Origin of the sequence: Hymenobacter chitinivorans DSM 11115, from assembly GCF_002797555.1 — a bacterium.
Lineage (GTDB): Bacteria > Bacteroidota > Bacteroidia > Cytophagales > Hymenobacteraceae > Hymenobacter > Hymenobacter chitinivorans.
Window position 1 is genome coordinate 465,866 of sequence record NZ_PGFA01000004.1, and the last position, 19,604, is coordinate 485,469.

At 60.5% G+C, this 19,604-nt stretch carries 20 protein-coding genes; 14 read left to right on the top strand and 6 right to left on the bottom strand.

The window, feature by feature from the left end; all coding sequences use genetic code 11:
* Nucleotides 1–48 precede the first annotated feature (48 nt).
* The 3 genes from CLV45_RS21945 to selD all read right to left on the bottom strand — a co-directional run bounded on the left by CLV45_RS21945 (nucleotide 49) and on the right by selD (nucleotide 3,726).
* Nucleotides 49–1,950, bottom strand: a complete 1,902-nt coding sequence (locus CLV45_RS21945) for an ATP-binding protein (protein WP_157807727.1) — start codon at nucleotides 1,948–1,950, stop codon at nucleotides 49–51.
* Nucleotides 1,951–2,064: 114 nt separating this feature from the next.
* A complete protein-coding gene (locus tag CLV45_RS21950) occupies nucleotides 2,065–2,631 on the bottom strand; it encodes a hypothetical protein (RefSeq protein ID WP_100338629.1) in 567 nt (188 codons plus the stop codon).
* A gap of 30 nt (nucleotides 2,632–2,661) precedes the next feature.
* Complete coding sequence (gene selD, locus CLV45_RS21955) at nucleotides 2,662–3,726, bottom strand: selenide, water dikinase SelD (RefSeq protein WP_100338630.1); 1,065 nt, start codon at nucleotides 3,724–3,726, stop codon at nucleotides 2,662–2,664.
* 555 nt (nucleotides 3,727–4,281) lie between these two features.
* On the opposite strand from selD, the gene CLV45_RS21960 reads away from it, so the two are divergent.
* Complete coding sequence (locus CLV45_RS21960) at nucleotides 4,282–4,668, top strand: hypothetical protein (RefSeq protein ID WP_100338631.1); 387 nt, start codon at nucleotides 4,282–4,284, stop codon at nucleotides 4,666–4,668.
* A 123-nt stretch (nucleotides 4,669–4,791) separates the two neighbouring features.
* Here the strand turns inward: CLV45_RS21960 and CLV45_RS21965 are convergent, their stop codons facing one another.
* From CLV45_RS21965 to CLV45_RS21975, 3 genes are all read right to left on the bottom strand, one after another.
* Nucleotides 4,792–5,184 carry a VOC family protein gene (locus CLV45_RS21965; protein WP_100338632.1) on the bottom strand — a complete coding sequence of 131 codons (393 nt, stop codon included), beginning with the start codon at nucleotides 5,182–5,184 and terminating at the stop codon, nucleotides 4,792–4,794.
* Nucleotides 5,185–6,225, bottom strand: a complete 1,041-nt coding sequence (gene mnmH / locus CLV45_RS21970) for a tRNA 2-selenouridine(34) synthase MnmH (protein WP_100338633.1) — start codon at nucleotides 6,223–6,225, stop codon at nucleotides 5,185–5,187.
* 102 nt (nucleotides 6,226–6,327) lie between these two features.
* Nucleotides 6,328–7,041 (bottom strand): pyridoxine 5'-phosphate synthase, encoded by a 714-nt coding sequence (locus tag CLV45_RS21975; RefSeq protein ID WP_100338634.1) that lies wholly within the window; start codon nucleotides 7,039–7,041, stop codon nucleotides 6,328–6,330.
* A gap of 99 nt (nucleotides 7,042–7,140) precedes the next feature.
* Between CLV45_RS21975 and CLV45_RS21980 the strand changes: the two genes are divergently transcribed.
* The 13 genes from CLV45_RS21980 (at nucleotide 7,141) to CLV45_RS22040 (ending at nucleotide 19,529) form a co-directional block, all read left to right on the top strand.
* Nucleotides 7,141–7,605: a GatB/YqeY domain-containing protein gene (locus CLV45_RS21980; RefSeq protein ID WP_100338635.1), complete on the top strand. Its 465-nt coding sequence runs from the start codon at nucleotides 7,141–7,143 to the stop codon at nucleotides 7,603–7,605.
* A gap of 99 nt (nucleotides 7,606–7,704) precedes the next feature.
* Nucleotides 7,705–8,226 carry a CvpA family protein gene (locus CLV45_RS21985; RefSeq protein WP_100338636.1) on the top strand — a complete coding sequence of 174 codons (522 nt, stop codon included), beginning with the start codon at nucleotides 7,705–7,707 and terminating at the stop codon, nucleotides 8,224–8,226.
* 99 nt (nucleotides 8,227–8,325) lie between these two features.
* Nucleotides 8,326–8,967: an anthranilate synthase component II gene (locus CLV45_RS21990; protein WP_317045132.1), complete on the top strand. Its 642-nt coding sequence runs from the start codon at nucleotides 8,326–8,328 to the stop codon at nucleotides 8,965–8,967.
* Nucleotides 8,951–9,730, top strand: a complete 780-nt coding sequence (locus CLV45_RS21995; RefSeq protein ID WP_100338637.1) for an alpha/beta fold hydrolase — start codon at nucleotides 8,951–8,953, stop codon at nucleotides 9,728–9,730. Before CLV45_RS21990 ends, CLV45_RS21995 begins: the two co-directional genes overlap by 17 nt.
* Nucleotides 9,731–9,820: 90 nt before the next feature.
* Complete coding sequence (locus CLV45_RS22000; RefSeq protein WP_245882950.1) at nucleotides 9,821–10,489, top strand: CBS domain-containing protein; 669 nt, start codon at nucleotides 9,821–9,823, stop codon at nucleotides 10,487–10,489.
* 19 nt (nucleotides 10,490–10,508) lie between these two features.
* On the top strand, nucleotides 10,509–12,035 hold the full coding sequence (locus CLV45_RS22005; RefSeq protein WP_100338639.1) for a BamA/TamA family outer membrane protein: 1,527 nt from the start codon (nucleotides 10,509–10,511) through the stop codon (nucleotides 12,033–12,035).
* Between the two features lie 37 nt (nucleotides 12,036–12,072).
* Entirely contained in the window at nucleotides 12,073–12,966 is an 894-nt protein-coding gene (locus CLV45_RS22010; protein ID WP_100338640.1) for an NAD kinase, read from the top strand.
* Nucleotides 12,967–13,094: 128 nt separating this feature from the next.
* Nucleotides 13,095–13,994 carry a DUF6089 family protein gene (locus CLV45_RS22015; RefSeq protein ID WP_100338641.1) on the top strand — a complete coding sequence of 300 codons (900 nt, stop codon included), beginning with the start codon at nucleotides 13,095–13,097 and terminating at the stop codon, nucleotides 13,992–13,994.
* A gap of 42 nt (nucleotides 13,995–14,036) precedes the next feature.
* Nucleotides 14,037–14,786 carry a type IX secretion system protein PorG gene (porG, locus tag CLV45_RS22020; protein ID WP_100338642.1) on the top strand — a complete coding sequence of 250 codons (750 nt, stop codon included), beginning with the start codon at nucleotides 14,037–14,039 and terminating at the stop codon, nucleotides 14,784–14,786.
* A gap of 69 nt (nucleotides 14,787–14,855) precedes the next feature.
* Nucleotides 14,856–15,602, top strand: coding sequence for an isoprenyl transferase (locus tag CLV45_RS22025; protein ID WP_100338643.1), 747 nt, complete (start codon nucleotides 14,856–14,858; stop codon nucleotides 15,600–15,602).
* 9 nt (nucleotides 15,603–15,611) lie between these two features.
* A complete protein-coding gene (gene bamA, locus CLV45_RS22030; RefSeq protein WP_100338644.1) occupies nucleotides 15,612–18,128 on the top strand; it encodes an outer membrane protein assembly factor BamA in 2,517 nt (838 codons plus the stop codon).
* Nucleotides 18,129–18,172: 44 nt separating this feature from the next.
* Entirely contained in the window at nucleotides 18,173–18,856 is a 684-nt protein-coding gene (locus tag CLV45_RS22035; protein ID WP_100338645.1) for an OmpH family outer membrane protein, read from the top strand.
* A 49-nt stretch (nucleotides 18,857–18,905) separates the two neighbouring features.
* On the top strand, nucleotides 18,906–19,529 hold the full coding sequence (locus CLV45_RS22040; RefSeq protein ID WP_245882952.1) for an OmpH family outer membrane protein: 624 nt from the start codon (nucleotides 18,906–18,908) through the stop codon (nucleotides 19,527–19,529).
* Nucleotides 19,530–19,604: the final 75 nt, after the last annotated feature.

The following is a 19,604-nucleotide window of genomic DNA, read 5'->3' on the forward strand; positions in this document are numbered from 1 at the left end:
CTGGGATTCAGACAAATATACCGCCCAAGGGCCGGGCGGCCGCGTAAATTATAGTTGCGGCAGCTCTACTAGCACGCTGGTGCCGCCACCCGGGGCGCTCTGAATGTCGAGCGTGCCGCCGTGGCGCTGCACGAAGGCCTTGCACAGCAGCAACCCCAGCCCCGTGCCCGTGCGGGGCCCAACGGGGCTGGTAGGCGTAGTCACCGGACTATTGCTGAGCACTTCGGCCACCAGGTTGGCGGGCATGCCCCGGCCCGAGTCCGTCACGGTTAGCCGCACCGACTTCGTATCCGGCACCTCGGCGGCCGAAAACTGCACCGTGCCGCCGAGCGGAGTAAACTTCAGCGCGTTGCCCACTAAGTTGCGCAGGATGGTGCGGGCCATGTTCTGGTCGGCCCAGAGCGTGAGCTCCGGCGGGTGCGCGGCCCGCAGCGTAATCTGCTTGGCCTCGGCCGTGGTTTGGTAGAGCTGCAGGTTTTCCTCAAACAACTCGGCTACCAGCAGCTGCTCGGGGCGGAAGGCCAGCTCCCCGGTCTGGCTCACGGCCCAGTTGAGCAGGTTGTCGAGCAGGTTGTTGAGGCTCTGGGCCGACTGCCGCACCAGGGCCGGCAGGCGCTGCAGGCCTTCCTCGTCCTGGCGCTTGAGGTAGAAGCCAATCAGCTCCGTGACGCCGACGAAGGACGTGACCGGGCCGCGCAGGTCGTGGGCCACAATGGCGTAGAGCCGGTCTTTGGAAGCGGCCATCTGGCGCAGCTCGGCGGTGGTTGCCTGCAGCACCAGGTTGTTGGCGGCCAGGGCGGCCCGGCTGCGGCGCAGCTGCCAGTACAGGAATCCGAAACCCACCAGCCCCAGCACCAACGCCGCAATGGCGCCCCACAGCTCCCGGTTGCGCAGCTTCTGCAGCTCGGCCTGCTGGGTCAGCAGCTGAATCTGCTGCTCCCGGTCTTCGCTGTCGTAGCGGCTTTGCAGGGCCGTGAGCGTGGCCAGGCGGCGGCCGTTGTTGAGGGAGTCGTTCAGGGCGTCGTAGTGCTGCTGCCACTGGTAGGCCTGCTGGTACTGGCCTTGCCGGGCGGTTACCTCGGCCAGCATGCTGTAGGCATCCAGCACCCGCTCCTTACTACGGCCCCGGCGGGCCTGCCGGAGCGAGAGCCGGGCCAGGGTGGCCGCTTCCTGGGGGCGCTGGGTTTCGAGCAGTACCATGCTCAGCAGGGCCAGGTCGCCGGCTTCGTAGCGGGGCTGGTGGGCCTGCTGGGTGAGGGCCAACGACTGCCGGATCAGCTTCTCGGCCAGCTCGTAGCGTTGCCCATAATAGTGGTAAGTGCCCAGGTTGGCCAGGTAGATAGACTCATTCATCCGGTTGCCGGTGCGCCGCGCCAGGGTCAGGGCCAGGTCGGTGTAGTGCAGGGCCCGGGCATCCTGACCCAGGTGGAAAAACAGGCTCGACAGGTTGCCATACAGGGTGAGCAGCGTGCCCGGCCGCACGCCGGGGCGGTCGGCCAGCTGCAGCGCGTGCCGGTAATGGCGCCAGGCACTGGCCGTGTCGCTCCGCTCGTGGTGCACGGCGGCCATGGTGGTGTAGGAGCGCACCAGCCCGTCGGAGTCGTTGAGCTGCCGGGCCAGGGCCTGCGACTGGGCATAGAGGGTCAGGGCGTAGGCGCCGTCGGAAAGCACGGCGTAGCAGCTGCCCAGCGTGGCCAGGCTGCGCATCAGGCCGCGCTGGTCGTGCAGGCGCTGGGCCAGAGCCACGGCCTGCTCCCCGTAGCGCCGGGCCGTGTCGGGCACAATATCGTGGAGGGCGTAGCTGAGGGAATCAAGCACCTGCACCCGGCGCGGCGACTCGGGCAACACCCGCAGCTGAAGCTGCAGACGGGTAACAACCGCCGGGTCCTGGGCCCGCAGGAGCTGTGGCAGGGCTAGTAGCAGCAACAAAAAGAGTAAACGTTGCCGCATTCGGTCTGGCCATAGTAAGAACTGGGCAAAAATAGCCCTTCTGCCCTTACCAGCAAGCTGAATATAGTACTTTTTCGGGAAGCTCCACCGTGCCGGCACCTCCCAATACGGCCTTTACAGCAGGCAAAACCAGCGCTGCCGGGCCTCCAGGTGCGAATTACGCAGGAATTCGGCTACCGGCGCCAGGTTGGTCAGCAAGGAGGTTAGCACCAGCACCTCCCCCGAGGCCAGGTGCAGGCGCAGGAAATTGTAATTGCTCCAGAACAGGCGGGGCGAACGGCAGGTCACGTACTCCACCCGCAGCAGGTCGCGCTGGGCGAAGGGAATCAGCACCCGGCCCTCGTACACCTCCAGCTTGTTGTGCTTGGGGTCGAAGACCAGGGTGGTGCGCAGGTTGTGGGCGTAGTACTGGGCGTGCAGAATAAGAGCCGGCACCGAAAAACCCAGAATTACGGCCGCCAGGGCCGTAAGCAGCACCAGCTCGTAGGCGCTCAGCGTGCCCAGATACAGAAACGAAATCAGGAAGGGCAGGCCCACGCTCATGCACAGCAGGGGCCAGAACAGCAGGTAGAACTGCCGCAGAAACGTGGGCCGGTACACCCGGCTGGCCTGGGTGAAAAAGCTGGTGATAAAGCGCAGCCCGAACACGATGGCGCAGACCGCCACCGTGAATTCGAGCAACGGCCGCAGGAAAGGAAATAGCTTCACCGCTTACTTGACCTCAATCCAGGGCTCCCCGGCCACGTGGGGGCGCAGGCTGCCAAACGATTCGAGCTGCAGGCCATACTTCTCGAACACGGCCTGCACCGCCGCCTGCCCACCGGGCTCCACGCACACCAGCAGGCCGCCCGAGGTCTGGGGGTCGCAGAGCCACTGGCGCTGCTCGTCGGTGATTTCCCCAATCTTGTGGCCGTAGCTGTCCCAGTTGCGCACCGTGCCGCCGGGCACGGCCTTCTGCTGGCGGTACTGCTCGGCCTCGGCCAGCAGGGGCACCTTGCTGAAGTCGATTTCGGCGGTCAGGTTGCTGCCCTCGCACACTTCCGCGAGGTGGCCCAGCAGCCCGAAGCCCGTGACGTCGGTCATGGCCCGCACCTGGGTGAGCTGGCCCAGGTCGTAGCCGATTTTGTTGAGCTGCATCATGCTCCGGGGCGCAATCTGCTCGTGCTCGGGCCGCAGAATGCCGCGCTTCTGGGCCGTAGTGAGCATGCCCACGCCCAGGGGCTTGGTCAGATACAGCTCGCAGCCGGCCGTGGCCGTGTCGTTCTGCTTCAGGTTCGGGATATCGAGCATCCCGGTCACGGCCAGGCCGAAAATGGGCTCCGGCGAGTCGATGCTGTGGCCGCCGGCCAGCGGGATGCCCGCCTCGGCGCAAATGCTGCGGCTGCCTTCGATAACCCGGCGGGCCACTTCGGGGGCCAGCTTGTCGATGGGCCAGCCCAGCACGGCAATAGCCATGACGGGCCGCCCGCCCATGGCATATACGTCCGAAATAGCGTTGGCCGACGCAATCCGCCCGAAGTCGTAGGCGTCGTCGACGATGGGCATGAAGAAGTCGGTGGTGCTGATGATGGCCTGCCCGCCGCCAATGTCGTACACGGCCGCGTCGTCGCGGCTGCTATTGCCGACCAGCAGCTTGTCGTGCTCGGGCTGCACGATGCTGGTGTGCAAAATCTGGTCGAGCACCTTGGGCGCGATTTTGCAGCCGCAGCCCGCCCCGTGGCTGTACTGGGTCAGGCGAATCTGGTCGGTGGCGGGGGAGGAGGTATCAGGAAGCATAAGCGGGAAAGTCAGACGTTGGCGAAGATAACCGGTAGAAGCGGCAAAGCTCCCGGAAAAGTTCAGCAGCCGGCCAGTCGTTGGGTTGTCGTGAACAAGCCTTAGAACAAAGGAAAAGCCAGTTAGCTGGTTCCGATTGGCGTTCGGCTGCACCAGAACGGCGTTCCGGAGCAGCCGAACACCAATCCGGAGCACGGGAATGGCATTCTGGTGCAGCCGAACGCCACTCTGCTGCACCGGGACGTCATTCCGGTACACCGGAAACACAAACCCCTACACAGGAATGGCATTCCGCTGTAGCCGAACGCCCTTCCCGTGCAGCCGATTGCCAATCCGGAGCAGCCGACCCCCCTCCCGGTGTACCGGTACCCCCTCCGGCTGCAGCCGACCCCCCTCCGGGAGCAGCGGAGGGGCCTCCCGGGCTTGGGAAAGTAGCTGCCGAATGAGCCATTCGGAAAGCAGGCGCTACCGTTGGGTTTATTTTTGCACGATACTTGACAATCAGAAGCTTATTAGTAGATTTCAGACATAGTATTCACCATATCTTTCCTGCTTATGCCCCGCAAACCGCGCATTATTATCCCCGAGAATTCAGCCGACTTGTTTAAGCTGAACAATCTTATCTATGCCCAGCACCAGAAGCTGGGAGCCAAGTCGCCGCTGCACACCCTGGAGGAGCTACCCAGCTGGGACGAAGTGGGCCCCAAGGTCCTGGATGCCCAGAAGCTGCAAGCCGAAATCGAGCAGCGCGAGAAGGACCTCAAGATCCTCTACGGCAAGCGCCAAGCTCTGGCTGACCTGCTGCTGCCCCAGACCCGCGGCACCCGCGACCTGCTCTCGGGCGTGTACAGCCAGAACCTGCGCCGCCTGGGTGAGTTTGGCTTCGAGGTGATTGACGAACCCGAGAAGAAAGCTACCCCAGCCCCCGTCAAAAAAGGGTAAGGCCTGCTAGTAGAGCCTACCCGCCACGCCAAGCCGCCCGCTCAGTAGCGCGAACTTTGTAGTTCGCGTGCCCCAACGACCACCGTTGAACCGGTGCGGGGCACGCGAACTACAAAGTTCGCGCTACTGCTTCCAGCTAGCCGGCTGGAGCACCACGCGGTAGCCGTCGGGGTCTTCGAAGGTGCGGCCCTGCTGGTCCCAATAAGGGTTGTAGGAAGGCACGGGCACGTAGCCGTGGTCCTGCAGGCGCTGCACGGCGGCCTGCCACTCGGCGGCGTCAGGCAGGTAGAAGACCAGCAGGTTGTCGGGAGTAGGGGCCCGGCCCACGGTGTGGCCGGGCTGGTGGGTAAACTCGAAGTGGTAGGGCCCGGCCGGGTGGCCCAGCATCACCCCGTCGAAGCCGTTGTGGTTTTCGAAGCTATACAGCTCCGGCAGGCCCAGTCCGTCGCGGTAGAAGCGAATTACGGCCGCCAGATTGTCGGTAGGGCGGGCCACCCGCAGCGTGGGCACCGGCATCTAGGCGGTTTGGAGCAAGCTGGCGTGCCGGGCGGCTTCCAGTACCAGGTCGGCATTCACTTGCGGGTCGCAGGTGTCGGACGGAAGCCGCAGCACCTGGCTGTTGGTCTTGTTGTCGAGCCCGAAGCCGTAGGTTTTGTCGTAGTAGGAGAGGGCAATATCGACCATCTTCTCCATGTCGCCAACCTCAATGGCGGCCAGGGCCTCCTTGGTAGCCAGGCCGCCCAGGCGCTTGCTGATGCGCTGAATGGCTTCGGCCAGCTGCTGCGGGTCTTCCTTGCCGTACTCGGCCGCCAGCTTGCGGGTGCGCACCGGGCGCGGGATGTCGAGCACCAGCAGGGGAGCCGCCCGCATCTGCTCGAAGAGAGGCTTGGGAATAGTCAGCCGCCCGATGGTCAGGCTCTCGTCTTCCAGCCAGGGCGTCACACCCGCAGGCAGCTGGCTGAGCTCCAGGGCCAGGTTGTTCTCGAACTGCTCGGGCGTGGGCTGGGGCGGCAGGCCAATGGCCCCGAACGAGGAGCCCTTATGATTGGCCAGCCCCTCTAAATCGACAATCGTTTCGCCGCGGCGGGCCAGCTCGTGGAGCACGTCGGTCTTGCCCGAGCCCGTGAGGCCGCCCAGAATCAGCATGGGCCGGGGCTCCGCAAACTGGGCCAGGGCCCAGCGGCGGTAATCCTTATAGCCCTTATCCAGCAAATGCACCTTGAAGCCGGCCAGCTCCAGCAGCCAGTGGACGGCCCCGCTGCGCATGCCGCCCCGCCAGCAGTGCAGGCGCACTTCCTTGTTGGGGGCCAGCTTCTGGGCCTGCTTCACCATCCGGCTCATCTTGGGCCCGAAGAAGTCGAGCCCGATGTGGATGGCCCGGTCCTGGCTGACCTGCTTGTAAGCAGTACCGATGCGGGCCCGCTCCTCATCCGAAAACAGGGGCAGACTCAGCGCCCCCGGAATATGGCCGTGGGCGTACTCGATGGGCGCCCGCACGTCCAGAATCGGGGCATCGGCGGGACCAGTCAGGAAATCGGAAAGGGGAATGCGAGGCAAAGGTGAAGTTGTGAGGTGGTGAAATTGTGAAGAGGGGAAAAATAGTGAGTCGTCCTGGCAGAGTTGTTAAAAACAACTTCACCATTTCACAACTTCACCACTTCACACCAGCTGGCGGCGGTACAGCTGGATGGTATTTTCCAGCCCGTAGTACAGTGCGTCGCACACCAGGGCGTGCCCGATGCTAACCTCGTCGAGGCCGGGTAAGTTCTGCTTGAGGTAGGCTAGGTTCTCCAGGTCCAGGTCGTGGCCGGCGTTCAGGCCCAGGCCGAGCTGCCGGGCCAGGGTGGCCGCCACGGTGTAGGGGGCAATAGCGGCCTCCCGGTTGGTCGGGTACTGCCGGGCGTAGTCTTCGGTGTAGAGCTCAATCCGGTCGGTGCCGGTGGCTACGGCGGCTTTCACCATGGCCGGGTCGGGGTCGAGGAAGATGGACACCCGGCAGCCGATGGACTTGAGCTCGGTCACGACGCCAATAAGATAAATCTGGTGGGTAATGGTGTCCCAGCCGGCGTTGGAGGTAATGGCGTCGGGCGCGTCGGGCACCAGCGTCACCTGCTCGGGCTTCACCTCGCGCACCAAATCGATGAAGTCCGGGGTGGGGTTGCCCTCCACGTTGAGCTCGGTGGTCACAATCTGGCGCAGGTCGCGCACGTCCTGGTAGCGGATATGGCGCTCATCGGGCCGCGGGTGCACCGTGATGCCCTGGGCCCCAAACCGCTCACAGTCACGGGCTACCTGGAGCACATCGGGGCGGTTGTGGCCGCGGGCGTTCCGCAGCGTGGCTATTTTATTTATGTTTACGCTAAGTTTCGTCATGAGAGAAGGCGAAAAACTGACTCCAGAACGGCCAGCGTGGGTCATCAATACGCGGCCAGTCGGAATCTACGGGTTCCAGACATTTACTACTACAAACTTATGGCTCTGAAGGAAACCATCGACGCGGATATCAAAAAGGCTATGCTGGCCAAGGACAAAGTTCGGCTCCTGACGCTGCGCAGCATCAAGTCGCAGATCATGCTGGCCGAAACGGCCGAAGGAGCCCACGGTGCCGCCCTGACCGAGGACGCCGAGCTCAAGCTCCTGAACAAAGCCGCCAAGCAGCGCCGGGAAGCCGCCGAAACCTACCAGAAGCAGTTCCGCTCCGACCTCGAAGAAGTGGAGCTGGCCGAGCTGGCCATCATCGAAGAATACCTGCCCCAGCAGCTCTCCGAGGCCGACCTGGTCGAAAAGCTCGTTGCCATCATCCAGCGCGTGGGTGCCACCGGCCCCTCCGACCTGGGCAAGGTCATGGGTGCCGCCGCCCGGGAGCTGTCCGGCCAGGCCGACGGCAAAGTCATTTCCCAGGTAGTCAGCAACCTGCTCAACAACACGAATGTCTAAGCGGTGAAATTGTGAAAGGTGAAGTTGTGAATCAATATTCTGGTGACGCGCCCCTTCACAAGCTGCTATTCACAATTTCACCCTTCACTACTTCACCTCATGTCCGGCTTTGATATTCTGCTGCTGATTCCGCTGGCGGTGGGGGCCGTGAAGGGCTTCCGGCGGGGCCTGGTGCTGGAGGCGGCGTCGTTGCTGGCCTTCGTACTGGGCATTATCGGCGGGCTGGCCCTGCTCAGCGACGCTATTCCGCTGGTGCGCCACTACGTGGGTGAGGCCTTTGGGCTGCTGCCCATCGTGGCGTTTCTGCTGGTGTTCGTGCTCATTACCTGGGGTGTGCACCTGGCGGGTGGCCTGGTCAAGACGGCCGTGCACCTGACCCCCCTGGGCATGCTCGACAACGTGCTCGGCGGGGCGGCCGGGGCCCTGAAATGGGTGCTGGGCATCAGCCTGCTGCTGCACGGCATCGGTTTCGCCGGCCTCAAGCTGCTTTCCCCCGCGGTAGTCGCCGACTCCCAGGTGCTGCCCGTCGTGGAGCAAGCCACCCCGTTTGCCCTCGAAATCGTGGGCTTCGTGATGCCCTTTGCCACCACGCTGCTCGAGCAGCTGCGCGGGGTGTTCTAACCAAACGCCGGGCGGCCGGTTGCTCGGGCGGGCCCCGACGCCCGAGCTGGAAAAAGCAGGCCGCTACCAACCTTTGCGCCGCCAACCGGCTCCTCCGCTATGATGCGCCTGCTGCTGCTCGACAACTTCGACTCCTTCACCTTCAACCTGCTGGATTACTTTCAGCAGCTGGGGGCCACGGTGCAGGTGGTCCGCAACGACGTGTCGCTGGCCGAAATCAGGCAATATGAGTTCGACGGCATCGTTTTGTCGCCGGGACCCGGCACGCCGGCCAAGGCGGGCTGCCTGATGCAGGTCATCGAGGAATATTACCAGCGCGTGCCCATGCTAGGCGTGTGCCTGGGCCACCAGGCCCTGGGTGAGTTCTTTGGGGCCCACCTTGCGCGGGCGGCGCGGCCCATGCACGGCAAGGTGTCGGATGTGGCCGTGGTCCGCCCCGACCCGCTGTTTGCCGGGCTGCCCACACAGTTTGCCGTCACGCGCTACCATTCACTGATTGTCAATTTATTACCTCCTGATTTAGAGGCCCTGGCTTACACCACCGATGCGGCACACGAACTGATGGGATTCCGCCACCGTACCTACCCTCTGTACGGCGTCCAGTTTCACCCCGAAGCGCTGCTCACTTCCCACGGATTGGCACTTCTCCGCAATTGGGTCAAGTGTTGTATCATTGCAAAGGATGGTCAGTCAGCCCTAGCCGGCCTCGAAATCTCCCCTGAAGATGGAATTGCAGATTAAGGAACAGAACGGTTTTCAGTATGTAGAAGAGGGCTCCGGCGAGGTGCTGCTGCTCCTACACGGCCTGTTTGGCGCGCTCAGCAACTGGCAGGACGTCATCCAGGAATTCGGTACCGACTACCGGGTTATTATCCCGCTGCTGCCCATCTACGACATGCCCCTGACCCAGGCTGGCGTGCCCGGGCTGGTGAATTACGTGGAAGACTTTCTGCGCGAAATGCGCCTGGAGGCACCCATGACGGTGCTCGGCAACTCCCTCGGCGGACATATTGCCCTGGTCTACGCCCTGCGCAACCCCCGCCTGGTGCAGCGCCTGGTGCTCACCGGCAGCAGCGGCCTGTTCGAGGATTCGATGGGCGGCTCCTTTCCCAAGCGCGGTAATTACAACTTCGTGCAGGAACGGGTGGCCTACACCTTCTACGACCCCAGCATTGCCACCAAGGACTTGGTCGACGAGGTATTTAACGTTACCAACTCCAACACCAAGGTGCTGCGCATCATCAACATTGCCCGCTCGGCCCAGCGCCACAACCTGGGCAAGGAACTCACCAAGATTACCGCGCCCACCCTGCTGGTCTGGGGTCTGAACGACACGATTACGCCCCCCGTAGTGGCCCACGAGTTTGCCCGCCTGCTACCCAACGCCGAGCTGCATTTCCTGGACCACTGCTGCCACGTGCCCATGATGGAACGTCCGCAGGATTTCAACCTGTTGCTCCGGCAGTTCCTGCGCCGCACGACTTTGGAGCCGGCCCTGCCGTAAGTACCGCAAACAAATTGCCCCCTTGGGAGCTTATTGGCGCCCACCCTTTAGTTTAATTCTGGCTTTCAGTTCTTTCCGCCCATGCATTCGATGATTGCTGAAGACTTGCTCAACCAAATGATTCCGCCGCTGAAGGTGTCGGACTCAGCCGGGAAGGCGGCCAAGTGGCTGGAAGAATTCCACGTTGGCCAACTGCCCGTGCTCGACAACCGCCTCTACCGTGGCCTGATTACCGAAGCCGATCTGCTCGACCACGACCAGCCCGACGAGCCCCTCACCAGCGTCGCCTTCGGCTTTGCCGACGTACACGTGCAGCGCGACCAGCACTTTTACAGCATCATGGAGCTGGCCATCCAGAACAAGGTGCAGCTCGTGCCGGTGCTCGACGACAAGCAGGAATACCTGGGCGTGGTTACCGTGGGGGATACGCTGGCCGCTTTCGGCCAACTGCCCATTGCCGCCGGCCAAGGTGGTATTCTGGTGCTGTCCATGGATGAGCGTGACTATTCCCTGACCCAAATTAGCCGCTACGTCGAGGAAAACAACGCCAAGGTCCTCAGTGCCCACGTAGCCCAGGACGAGCACGACCCCTACAAGATTCGCCTGACGCTAAAGCTCAATACCCCCAACATGGCCCGCATTACGGCCACGCTCGAGCGGTTTGGCTACGTCATTACCGCCCAGTTTAGCGGGGCCGGCGAAGTAGGTGAAAATGAGCAGGAGCGCTTCGACGGTCTGCTCAAGTACCTGAGCCTGTAGGTGTCCTATTCCCGCCCGCGTGTTGCCTCCTGAACCAGTGGCGTTGCCCGATAGTGCCCGGCCTAATAAGCCCGGCACTAGGCAGCGTAACCCGCACCGCGTCACGCTCCGGGCTATTTTTCTGCTTCTGCTGCTTGGTGGGCTACCCAGCTTCATAGCCGCGGCTGCCACTCTGCCCGACTCGGTGCGCCGGGCTCCGCTGGATAGCCTCATCCTGGCCCAGTGCCCCGGCTACCCCGTGCTGCGCGTGGGCCAGATCCTGTTCGTGGGCAACGACGTCACCAAGGAGCGGATTCTGCGGGCCGAGCTCGACTTCCGGGAAGGCGATACGCTTCGGGCTGCTACTCTGGCCCGCCGCCTCGAAGCCAACCGCCTGCGCGTGTTCAACCTGCAGCTGTTTCACCGGGTGCTGGTGCAGCCCGTGTGCCGCAACGGCGAGCTGACCATCCTCTTTAGCGTGCAGGAGCGCTGGTACACCTTTCCCATCCCGATTCTGTCCCTGGCCGACCGCAACTTCCGGTCCTGGCTCGACCGGCCCGACCGGTGGCGCCGGGTAGATTACGGCCTGCACGTGGAGCGTAAGAACTTCCGGGGGCGCAACGAGGAAATCAGGGGCAACCTGCAGCTGGGCTTCAACCGCAAGTATGAGCTCTTCTACGACACGCCCGGCTACGGCAAGCTCCGCCGCCTGGGCTTCGGCGTGGGTGGGTCCTATTTCCGCAGCCATTCCCTCGACTATGCCACCGTGGAAGACCGGCTAATCAACTTCCGCGACGATGCCGGCTTTCCCATCGAGCGGCGCTACGTCACGGCCGGGCTGCGCTGGCGCTACACCGTGCAGCGCCGCACCCTGCTCGACGTGTCTTACCACCGTGAAACCATTTCCGACTCCATCGTGCGTCGCAATCCGGACTACTACCTCTCCGGCAACCGGCGCGACTACGTGGATGTGGCCCTGACCACCATTTTCAACCACCGCAACACCTTCGCCTACCCGCTCACCGGGCACTACTTGCAAGTCAGCCTGATTCAGCGCGTATTTGTCACCAAGGCCCCGCCCATTACTACGCTGCGGGCCGAAGTAGCAAAATACGTAGCGCTGGGACACGATTTTTACTACAATATTGGGATCCAAGGACAGGTGCGGGTCGGGGAGCGGGTAGCCTACGCCGACAACCGGGCCCTGGGCTACAGCGCCCTGGTGCGCGGCTACGACCAGTACGTTGTCGACGGCCGGCACTACGGCCTGGTGCAGCAGGGCGTCTCCTACCGCCTCTGGGACGCGGGCCGCCTCCGGCTCGGCGGCATCGACAACCCCAAAATCAACAGCATCCCGTTGGTGCTATATTTAAATACCTTTGCCGACGCTGGTTACGTGGCCAGCCGCAGCGCCGAGCGCGGCAGCCGCCTGCCCAACCGCCTGCAGGCCGCCGCCGGCATCGGTTTGCACCTAGTCACGTATTACGACCGGGTCATTACCCTCGAGTATACCCGCAATGTCCTCGGGCAAGGCGGGTTTTTTCTGCGCACTGAATTTCCCATCTAGCCCCGGCAGTAAGCCGGCTGCTGGTTACGTTTTTGTTATGAAAATTGCGATTCTCGGCAAACCCTTCGACGAAGAAACCCTGCCGTTTCTGCAGGCCCTGCTCGACGACCTCGTCGCGCGCCGCACCGAAGTCATCATCGTCGAGTCGTTTCGCACTTACCTCGACAACCGCCTGCGCCTGCCCGAAGGCATCGGTACCTTCCGCCGCGGCGACTCCCTGCGCGACGTGCAGTTTGTCTTTAGCATCGGTGGCGACGGCACCCTGCTCGACACGGTCACCTACGTGGGCGCCCTGCAAATTCCGATTCTGGGCATCAATACCGGCCGACTGGGTTTTCTGGCCACCATCACCGTCGAGCGCATCGCCCAGGCCATTGATGCCCTCTTTAAAGGTCACTTCGTCCTGGAAGAGCGCAGCCTGATCCGGGTCGAGACGGATCCGGAAGTTTTTGATGGTATCAACTTCGGCCTCAACGAGTTTTCGATTCTCAAGCGCGATACGTCCTCCATGATTGTGGTGCACACGTATATCGACGGCGAGTACCTCAATTCGTACTGGGCCGATGGCCTGATCGTGGCCACGCCCACGGGTTCTACCGGCTATTCCCTGAGCTGTGGTGGACCCGTAATGTTGCCCCAGACCAACAATTTTATCATTGCTCCCGTATGTCCGCACAATCTGAATGTCCGTCCGCTCATCGTCTCCGACCGCAGCGTGATTTCCTTCGAGATTGAGGGCCGCAGCAATAACTTCCTGCTCTCCCTCGACTCGCGCTCGGTGGCCGTTGACGCCGGTATCCAGATTGCGGTTCGCCGCGAGAATTTTGCGGTGCGCTTGGTAAAGCTCAACCACGTTAACTTTCTGACTACGTTGCGCAGTAAGTTAAACTGGGGGCTCGACAAGCGTAATCCGGCCGGTATCTTGCTCTAATACATTGACTTTTTCTTGTATTTCTTTTTTAAGTTCCCGGCAACCTCTACTTTTGTCACTAACTGAACTCGTGCCCCTACGGTTTTAACGACGCTCACCTTCTTCGCATATCCTTAATCTCGCTCAATATGAAGCATTTCTTCACCAACATCTTGGCTCTGCTGCTAGTGATTTCGCTGGTCGCCACGGAGGCGAGTGCGCAACAGTTCAGTAAGCGAAAGCAGTACAACTCGGTTGGCGTAAGCATCAACGCAATGAACTACTTCGGTGACATTGTACCGAAAGCTAGCATTCCCAGCCTGCGTTTTGCCGCCACTCGCCCTAACATCGGCGTAAACTTCACCCACCGCTTTGCGCCCCGGATTTCGGCTCGTGTTGCTTTTGCCTACGGCCGTATCACCGGTGATGATGAGAAAGCCGCTGACAAAACCGATCCGGACGCCCGTTTCCGCTACCACCGCAACATGAACTTCCGCAACGACATCCTTGAGCTGTCGGCCGTGGGTGTGTTCGACCTGATTGCTAACCGCAACAACTATATCAAGCGTCCGGACTTCGTTCCTTACGTATTCGCTGGTATCGGCGTATTTCACCACAACCCTAAGGGTTTGGTACGTGGTGGGGTTGTTCCTTCAGATCTTTCGGAAGGGTCATACGTGAACCTGCAGCCTCTGCGCACGGAAGGTGTCGATTATAGCCTGACTGGCCTTTCAATTCCGTTCGGTGGCGGTGTTCGCTACAAAGTCAACAAAAGCTTCGATATTGGCCTGGAAATCGGCTGGCGCAAGACGTTCACCGACTACCTGGATGACGTAAGTCAGAACTACATTCCTGACGCGCAGCTGGCAACTCCCGCCGCCAAATATTTCGGCCGGGGCATCACTCGTACGGATGATGGATCGTATCCTAACTTCAACGTATCTGGCGAAATGCGCGGCAAGGGCAATGAAAAGGATTGGTACATCGTTACCGGTCTTAACGTAAACTACATTCTCGCTCCGCGCGTTAAAAGCCCCAAATTCCGATAGCCCGTTCTGGCTGGCTGTCGGGTCCAACTCACAGCTAGTCTAATGACGCATTCGAATCTCTTCAAAACACTCCTTGTTTGCTTCGTGCAAGCCGGGAGTGTTTTTTTTGCTTTCTCCGCTGCCGCCCAGAACACGAGTGAACTCGGGATTGGTATCGGGGGAATGGTGTACAAAGGAGAATTGGCCCCGGCCTATAAGTTCAATAATAATCGGCCCGCGGCTACCATCTTCTACCGCAAGGATCTGTCGGCGCCCATTACCCTGCGCGGCAGTGCCCTTTGGGGCTTGGTCCGTGCCGATGATGCCAACGTGCAGGGGGTGAATGGCAACGTGGCCCCGCTGCCGGCCTACCGGCAAACCAACGTCAAAGGAAATATTCTGGAAGCCGCGGCAGCCGTGGAATACAACTTCTTCGATTACCGCAACCGCAAGGAGAAGGTACACTTTACGCCCTACGTCTTCGTGGGGGTGGCCGGGTTTTTGGCCCGCACCCGCACTACCAGCAATGCTGGCCTCGACCAGCTGGAAAAAGATGGCAGCACGCTGGGCTTGGCCATTCCGGCCGGTATTGGCTTTAAGCTGGCCCTGTCTCCCCGCTGGAACCTGGGCCTGGAAGCTGGGGCCCGCAAAGCCTTTACGGACGACCTGGACCACTTAAGCACCCAAAATCCGCTCCTGGTGAATACCCACGACCAAGACTGGTATTTCTATAACGGATTGAGTGTTTCTTATACCTTTTATAAAATTCACTGTCCCGATTCCTACAAGTCTAATCCTAAACTGCTGCGGTAGAACTCGGATGGGCGGGGGCTTAATGCAACCATTTGCGTAACTTGCAGCCTCTTTACGCAAAAAGTACCGATGGCCGCCCGGTCCGAACTAGACACTCAGAATATTCCTGCCCACGTTGCCGTCATCATGGATGGTAACGGCCGTTGGGCCAAAAAAAAAGGTGGACTCCGCATTTTCGGGCACCAAAGTGCTATTACTGCCGTTCGGGAAACTGTGGAAGGTGCCGCTGAGCTGGGGGTTCACTACCTGACGCTGTACGCTTTTTCCACTGAGAACTGGGCGCGCCCCAAGCACGAGGTCATGGCCCTGATGCAGCTGCTGGTGCACACCATCCGGCAGGAAACTCCCACGCTGCTCAAGAATAGCATCCGGCTGCAGTCCATTGGCGACGTGGCCAGCTTGCCCGAATCCTGCCAGCGGGAATTGCGCGAGTCCATTGAGCTCACCAAAGGCGGCTCCCGGATGACGCTGGTGCTGGCTTTGAGCTACAGCGGCCGGTGGGACCTGACGCAGGCGGCCCAGCGGTTGGCGGCGGATGTAGCCCGTGGCAGCGTGCAGCCCGAGCAGGTAACCGAGAATACTATTGCCGGTTACCTCGCCACCGCCGGCATGCCCGATCCGGAGCTGTTGATCCGGACCAGTGGAGAGCAGCGCATCAGTAATTTTTTGCTGTGGCAGCTGGCGTACACCGAACTCTACATAACGGAGGTACTGTGGCCGGATTTTCGGCGTGAGCACCTCTACGACGCCATCCAGGCCTATCAGCGCCGGGAGCGGCGCTTTGGCAAAACCAGTGAGCAGCTAACCGTTTCGTAAGTTTTTCGAATGATTTCTTTTCAGAATAAATTTCTCCTGCTGCTAACGGTGCTTGCTCTGGGTGGAGCGGCTGCCGCGCCCAAGACCTGGGCTCAGGTTTCTTCGGCTAGCAGTGGGGAGCCTCAACGCTACGAACTCGGCGGCATTACCGTCAGTGGAGCTTCCTACTTAGATACCAATACGCTTATCGGGCTAACGGGTTTGAAAATCGGGGACCCGGTAACGGTACCCGGGGAGGAAATTGGCAAAGCCATTCGCCGCCTCTGGGACCAGGGTATCCTGGGTGACGTGAGCGTGTCTATTTCGCGCATCGAAGGCAATAAAATCTACCTGGACTTTAACCTCAAGGAGCGGCCCCGCCTATCCAAGTTTGAGTTTTCTGGTATCAGCAAGGGCCAGGCCGATGATCTGAAAAACAAGATCAAGCTGATCCGCGGCAAGGTGGTGACCGATGCCCTGCTGAATAATACCAAGTCTCAGGTACGCAAGTTCTACACCAACAAGGGCTACCTTGACGCAAAGGCCACGATTACGCAAACGCCGGATTCGAGCCTGTCGAATAGCGTGGTGCTGAATATCAAGGTGGACAAGGGCAACAAAATCCGCATTCGGGATATTGCCTTCGAAGGCAACGAGGCTTTTTCAGACAAGAAGCTCAAAGGCAAGCTGAAGAAGACCAAGGAGCGGAAATCCTACAAGTTCCTGACCTCGGGTAAGTTTCAGAAGGCCGAGTACGAGTCGGATAAAGACAAGCTGCTTGAGTTCTACAACGCCCAGGGTTACCGCGACGCCGCCATTGTATCGGATACGCTGATCCGCACCGACGACGGCCTGGCGCTGCGCATCAAGATGGATGAAGGCCCGAAGTACTACTTCCGCCACATTACCTGGAACGGCAACTACCTCTACGATTCCAAAACCCTGGCCTCGGTGCTTGGTATCAAGGAGGGCAGCGTGTACAGCAAGGAAACGCTGGACAAGCGCCTGAACTACAACCCCACGGGCCAGGACGTAACCTCGCTCTACATGAACGACGGCTACCTGTTCTTCCAGATTGAGCCGGTCGAAACCAAGGTGGAAGGCGACTCGATTGACATCGAGATGCGCATCAGCGAGGGCGTGCAGGCCCGCATCAAGGAGGTTAACATTGCCGGCAACACCAAAACCAGTGACCATGTGCTGCGCCGGGAACTGCAGACCCTGCCGGGCGACAAGTTCAACCGGGAGCTGCTGATTCGTTCCCAGCGCCAGATTGCAACCCTGGGCTATTTCGACCCCGAAAAGATTGGCCTGAACCCCGTGCCTAACCAGGCCGAAGGTACTGTGGACATCAACTACACGGTAGTCGAGAAACCTTCCGACCAGATTACGCTCTCGGGCGGCTGGGGCGGCTACGCGGGCTTTATTGGCACCGTAGGCCTGGTGTTCAACAACTTCTCCCTGCGCAAAGCCGGCAGCCTGCGCAACTGGACGCCGGTTCCGGCCGGTGATGGCCAGCGCCTGGCCCTGAACGTGCAGGCCAATGGCTTGCAGTACCAGGCCTACTCTTTCTCCTTTACCGAGCCCTGGCTGGGTGGCCGCAAGCCCAACTCCCTGTCGTTTAGCCTCAACAAGAGCATTCAGCGCGTGGGCACCAGCCTCGACGCCAACAACGACCAGTCCATCAAGGTGAACAGCGCCTCGCTGGGCCTGGGACGCCGCCTGCGCGTGCCCGACGACTACTTCACGCTGAGCAACTCGCTGTCGGTGAGCCAGTACAAGCTCAAGAACTACCCCTACATCCAGGGCTTCGCCAACGGTACGGGTAATGCTACCAACATTACCTTCAACACGACCCTGTCGCGCAACAGCATCGACAACCCGACCTACACCCGTCGGGGTTCCTCGCTGTCGTTGAGCGTAAACCTGACCCCACCGTACTCCATCTTCAAAGGTTCGCACCCGAGCGTAAACGAGTGGGTGGAATTCCACAAGTGGATGTTCGACGCCTCGTGGTTTACGCCCATCGTGGGCAAGCTAGTGCTCAACACCCGGGCCCACTTCGGCTTCATTGGTACTTACAACTCCAGCCGCGCCATTGGTCCGTTTGAACGGTTCAAGCTGGGCGGCTCGGGCCTGGGTTACGGCGGCTCGTCGAACTTCCTGGTGGGCACCGAATACGTGGGCCTGCGGGGCTACGACGACCCTAACAATGCCAACTCCATTCAAAACCCGAACTCCAGCGGCGGGGTGGCCTACAATAAATACGTACTGGAAATGCGTTACCCAGTGTCGCTGAACCCGGCGGCCACGGTGTACATCCTGAGTTTCGCCGAAGCCGGCAACGCCTTCGAACGGTACCAGGACTACAACCCCTACAAGCTGTACCGCTCGGTGGGCGTAGGCGCCCGGATTTTCATGTCGGCATTCGGTTTGCTTGGCTTCGACTACGGCTACGGTTTCGACGCGGTGCCCCGGTACACTTCCGGCCAGGCCCTGCAGGACAAAGGCCATTTCCACTTCATCATTGGTCAGCAGATTCGCTAAGTCTTTGGCGGTTTGCCCCGCCCGTTACTCTCTATCTACTTGACATGAAAAAGCTCCAATTCCTTCTGCTGGGCGTGCTCCTGCTTCTGTCGGCTCCCGCCGCTCTGGCCCAGAAATTCGGCTACGTCGATTCTGAGTTCATTATGAGTAAGATGCCGGCCTATTCGCAGGCTCAGCAGGAACTGAACACGCTGTCGGCCAACTGGCAGAAGGATATTGAGAGCCAGAAGAAAGACCTGGACAAGTTGTACCGCAACTACCAGGCAGAGGAAGTGCTCCTGACCGAGCCCATGAAAAAAAAGCGGCAGGACGAGATTCTCAAGAAGGAGCAGGACGTGAAGGCCTACCAGAACAAGATCTTCGGCTACGAAGGGCAGCTGTTCAAAAAGCGCCAGGAGTTGACCAAGCCCGTGCAGGATCAGGTGTTCGAAGCCATTGAGAAAGTGGCCAAGAAGAAGCAGCTGGCCATTATTTTCGACAAAGCTGGTGACCTGACGATGCTTTATACCAACCCCACGCACGACTACACGGAATTTGTACTCGAAGAATTGGGTTTAGCATCTGAAGACCGGAACCAACCGGGCCAGAAAGGTGCCGTCCGGACTGTGACTACCCCGAAGACGCCGGCGGGTGACGATACGGCTACCGATTCGGATGCTGCTCCCGCCACCCGGACCCGCCAGCCCACCAAGGCAACAAATACGCGCCCGGCTAGCCGAAAAAATTAACTTTGCCCTTGCAACCTAACTTTCTGAAAGTTTCCCCTTAATGAACATCATGAACAAATTCCGTCTTGCCCTAGCTGTAGCCGTTCTTACCATCAGCACGGCCACCTCGGCACTGGCGCAAGCCCCCCTGAAAATCGGTTATACCAGCGTAGAATACGTTCTGAGCCAGATGCCGGAAAGCCGGCAGATTGAGTCGGATTTGAAAGCCTACAGCTCCCAGCTCGAAGCCCAGCTGAAAAGCAAGTACGCCGACTACCAAGCCAAAGCCGAAGCCTACCAGAAAGGCGCTTCGACCATGACCGAAGTAGTACGGGCCGATAAAGAGAAAGAGTTGACCGGCCTGCAGAATTCCATCCAGGAGTTTCAGCGCAGCGCCGACCAGAGCCTGCAGCAGAAGCAGCAGGCCCTGCTGAAGCCCGCTCTGGACAAGCTGCAGAAGACCATTGATGCCGTAGCCGAGGAAAACGGTTACACCTACGTGCTGAACTCGGACGGTGCCAGCCCAGTGCTGCTGCACGGCCCCAAGGAAGGTGATATTTCGGACCTGGTGCTGAAGAAAATGGGTGTTACGCCCGGTTCTGCTCCCGCGGCCAAAGCTGCTCCCGCTGCTACCACGCCCGCCGCTACGCCCGTTAGCACGCCTACCAAAACCAAAACCAAGTCGAAGAAGTAAGGTCCCCACTTTTTCGAAGTTGAAAGCCGGAGCGCCATGCTCCGGCTTTCTTGTTTCCATTCTTTTTCGAGTTGC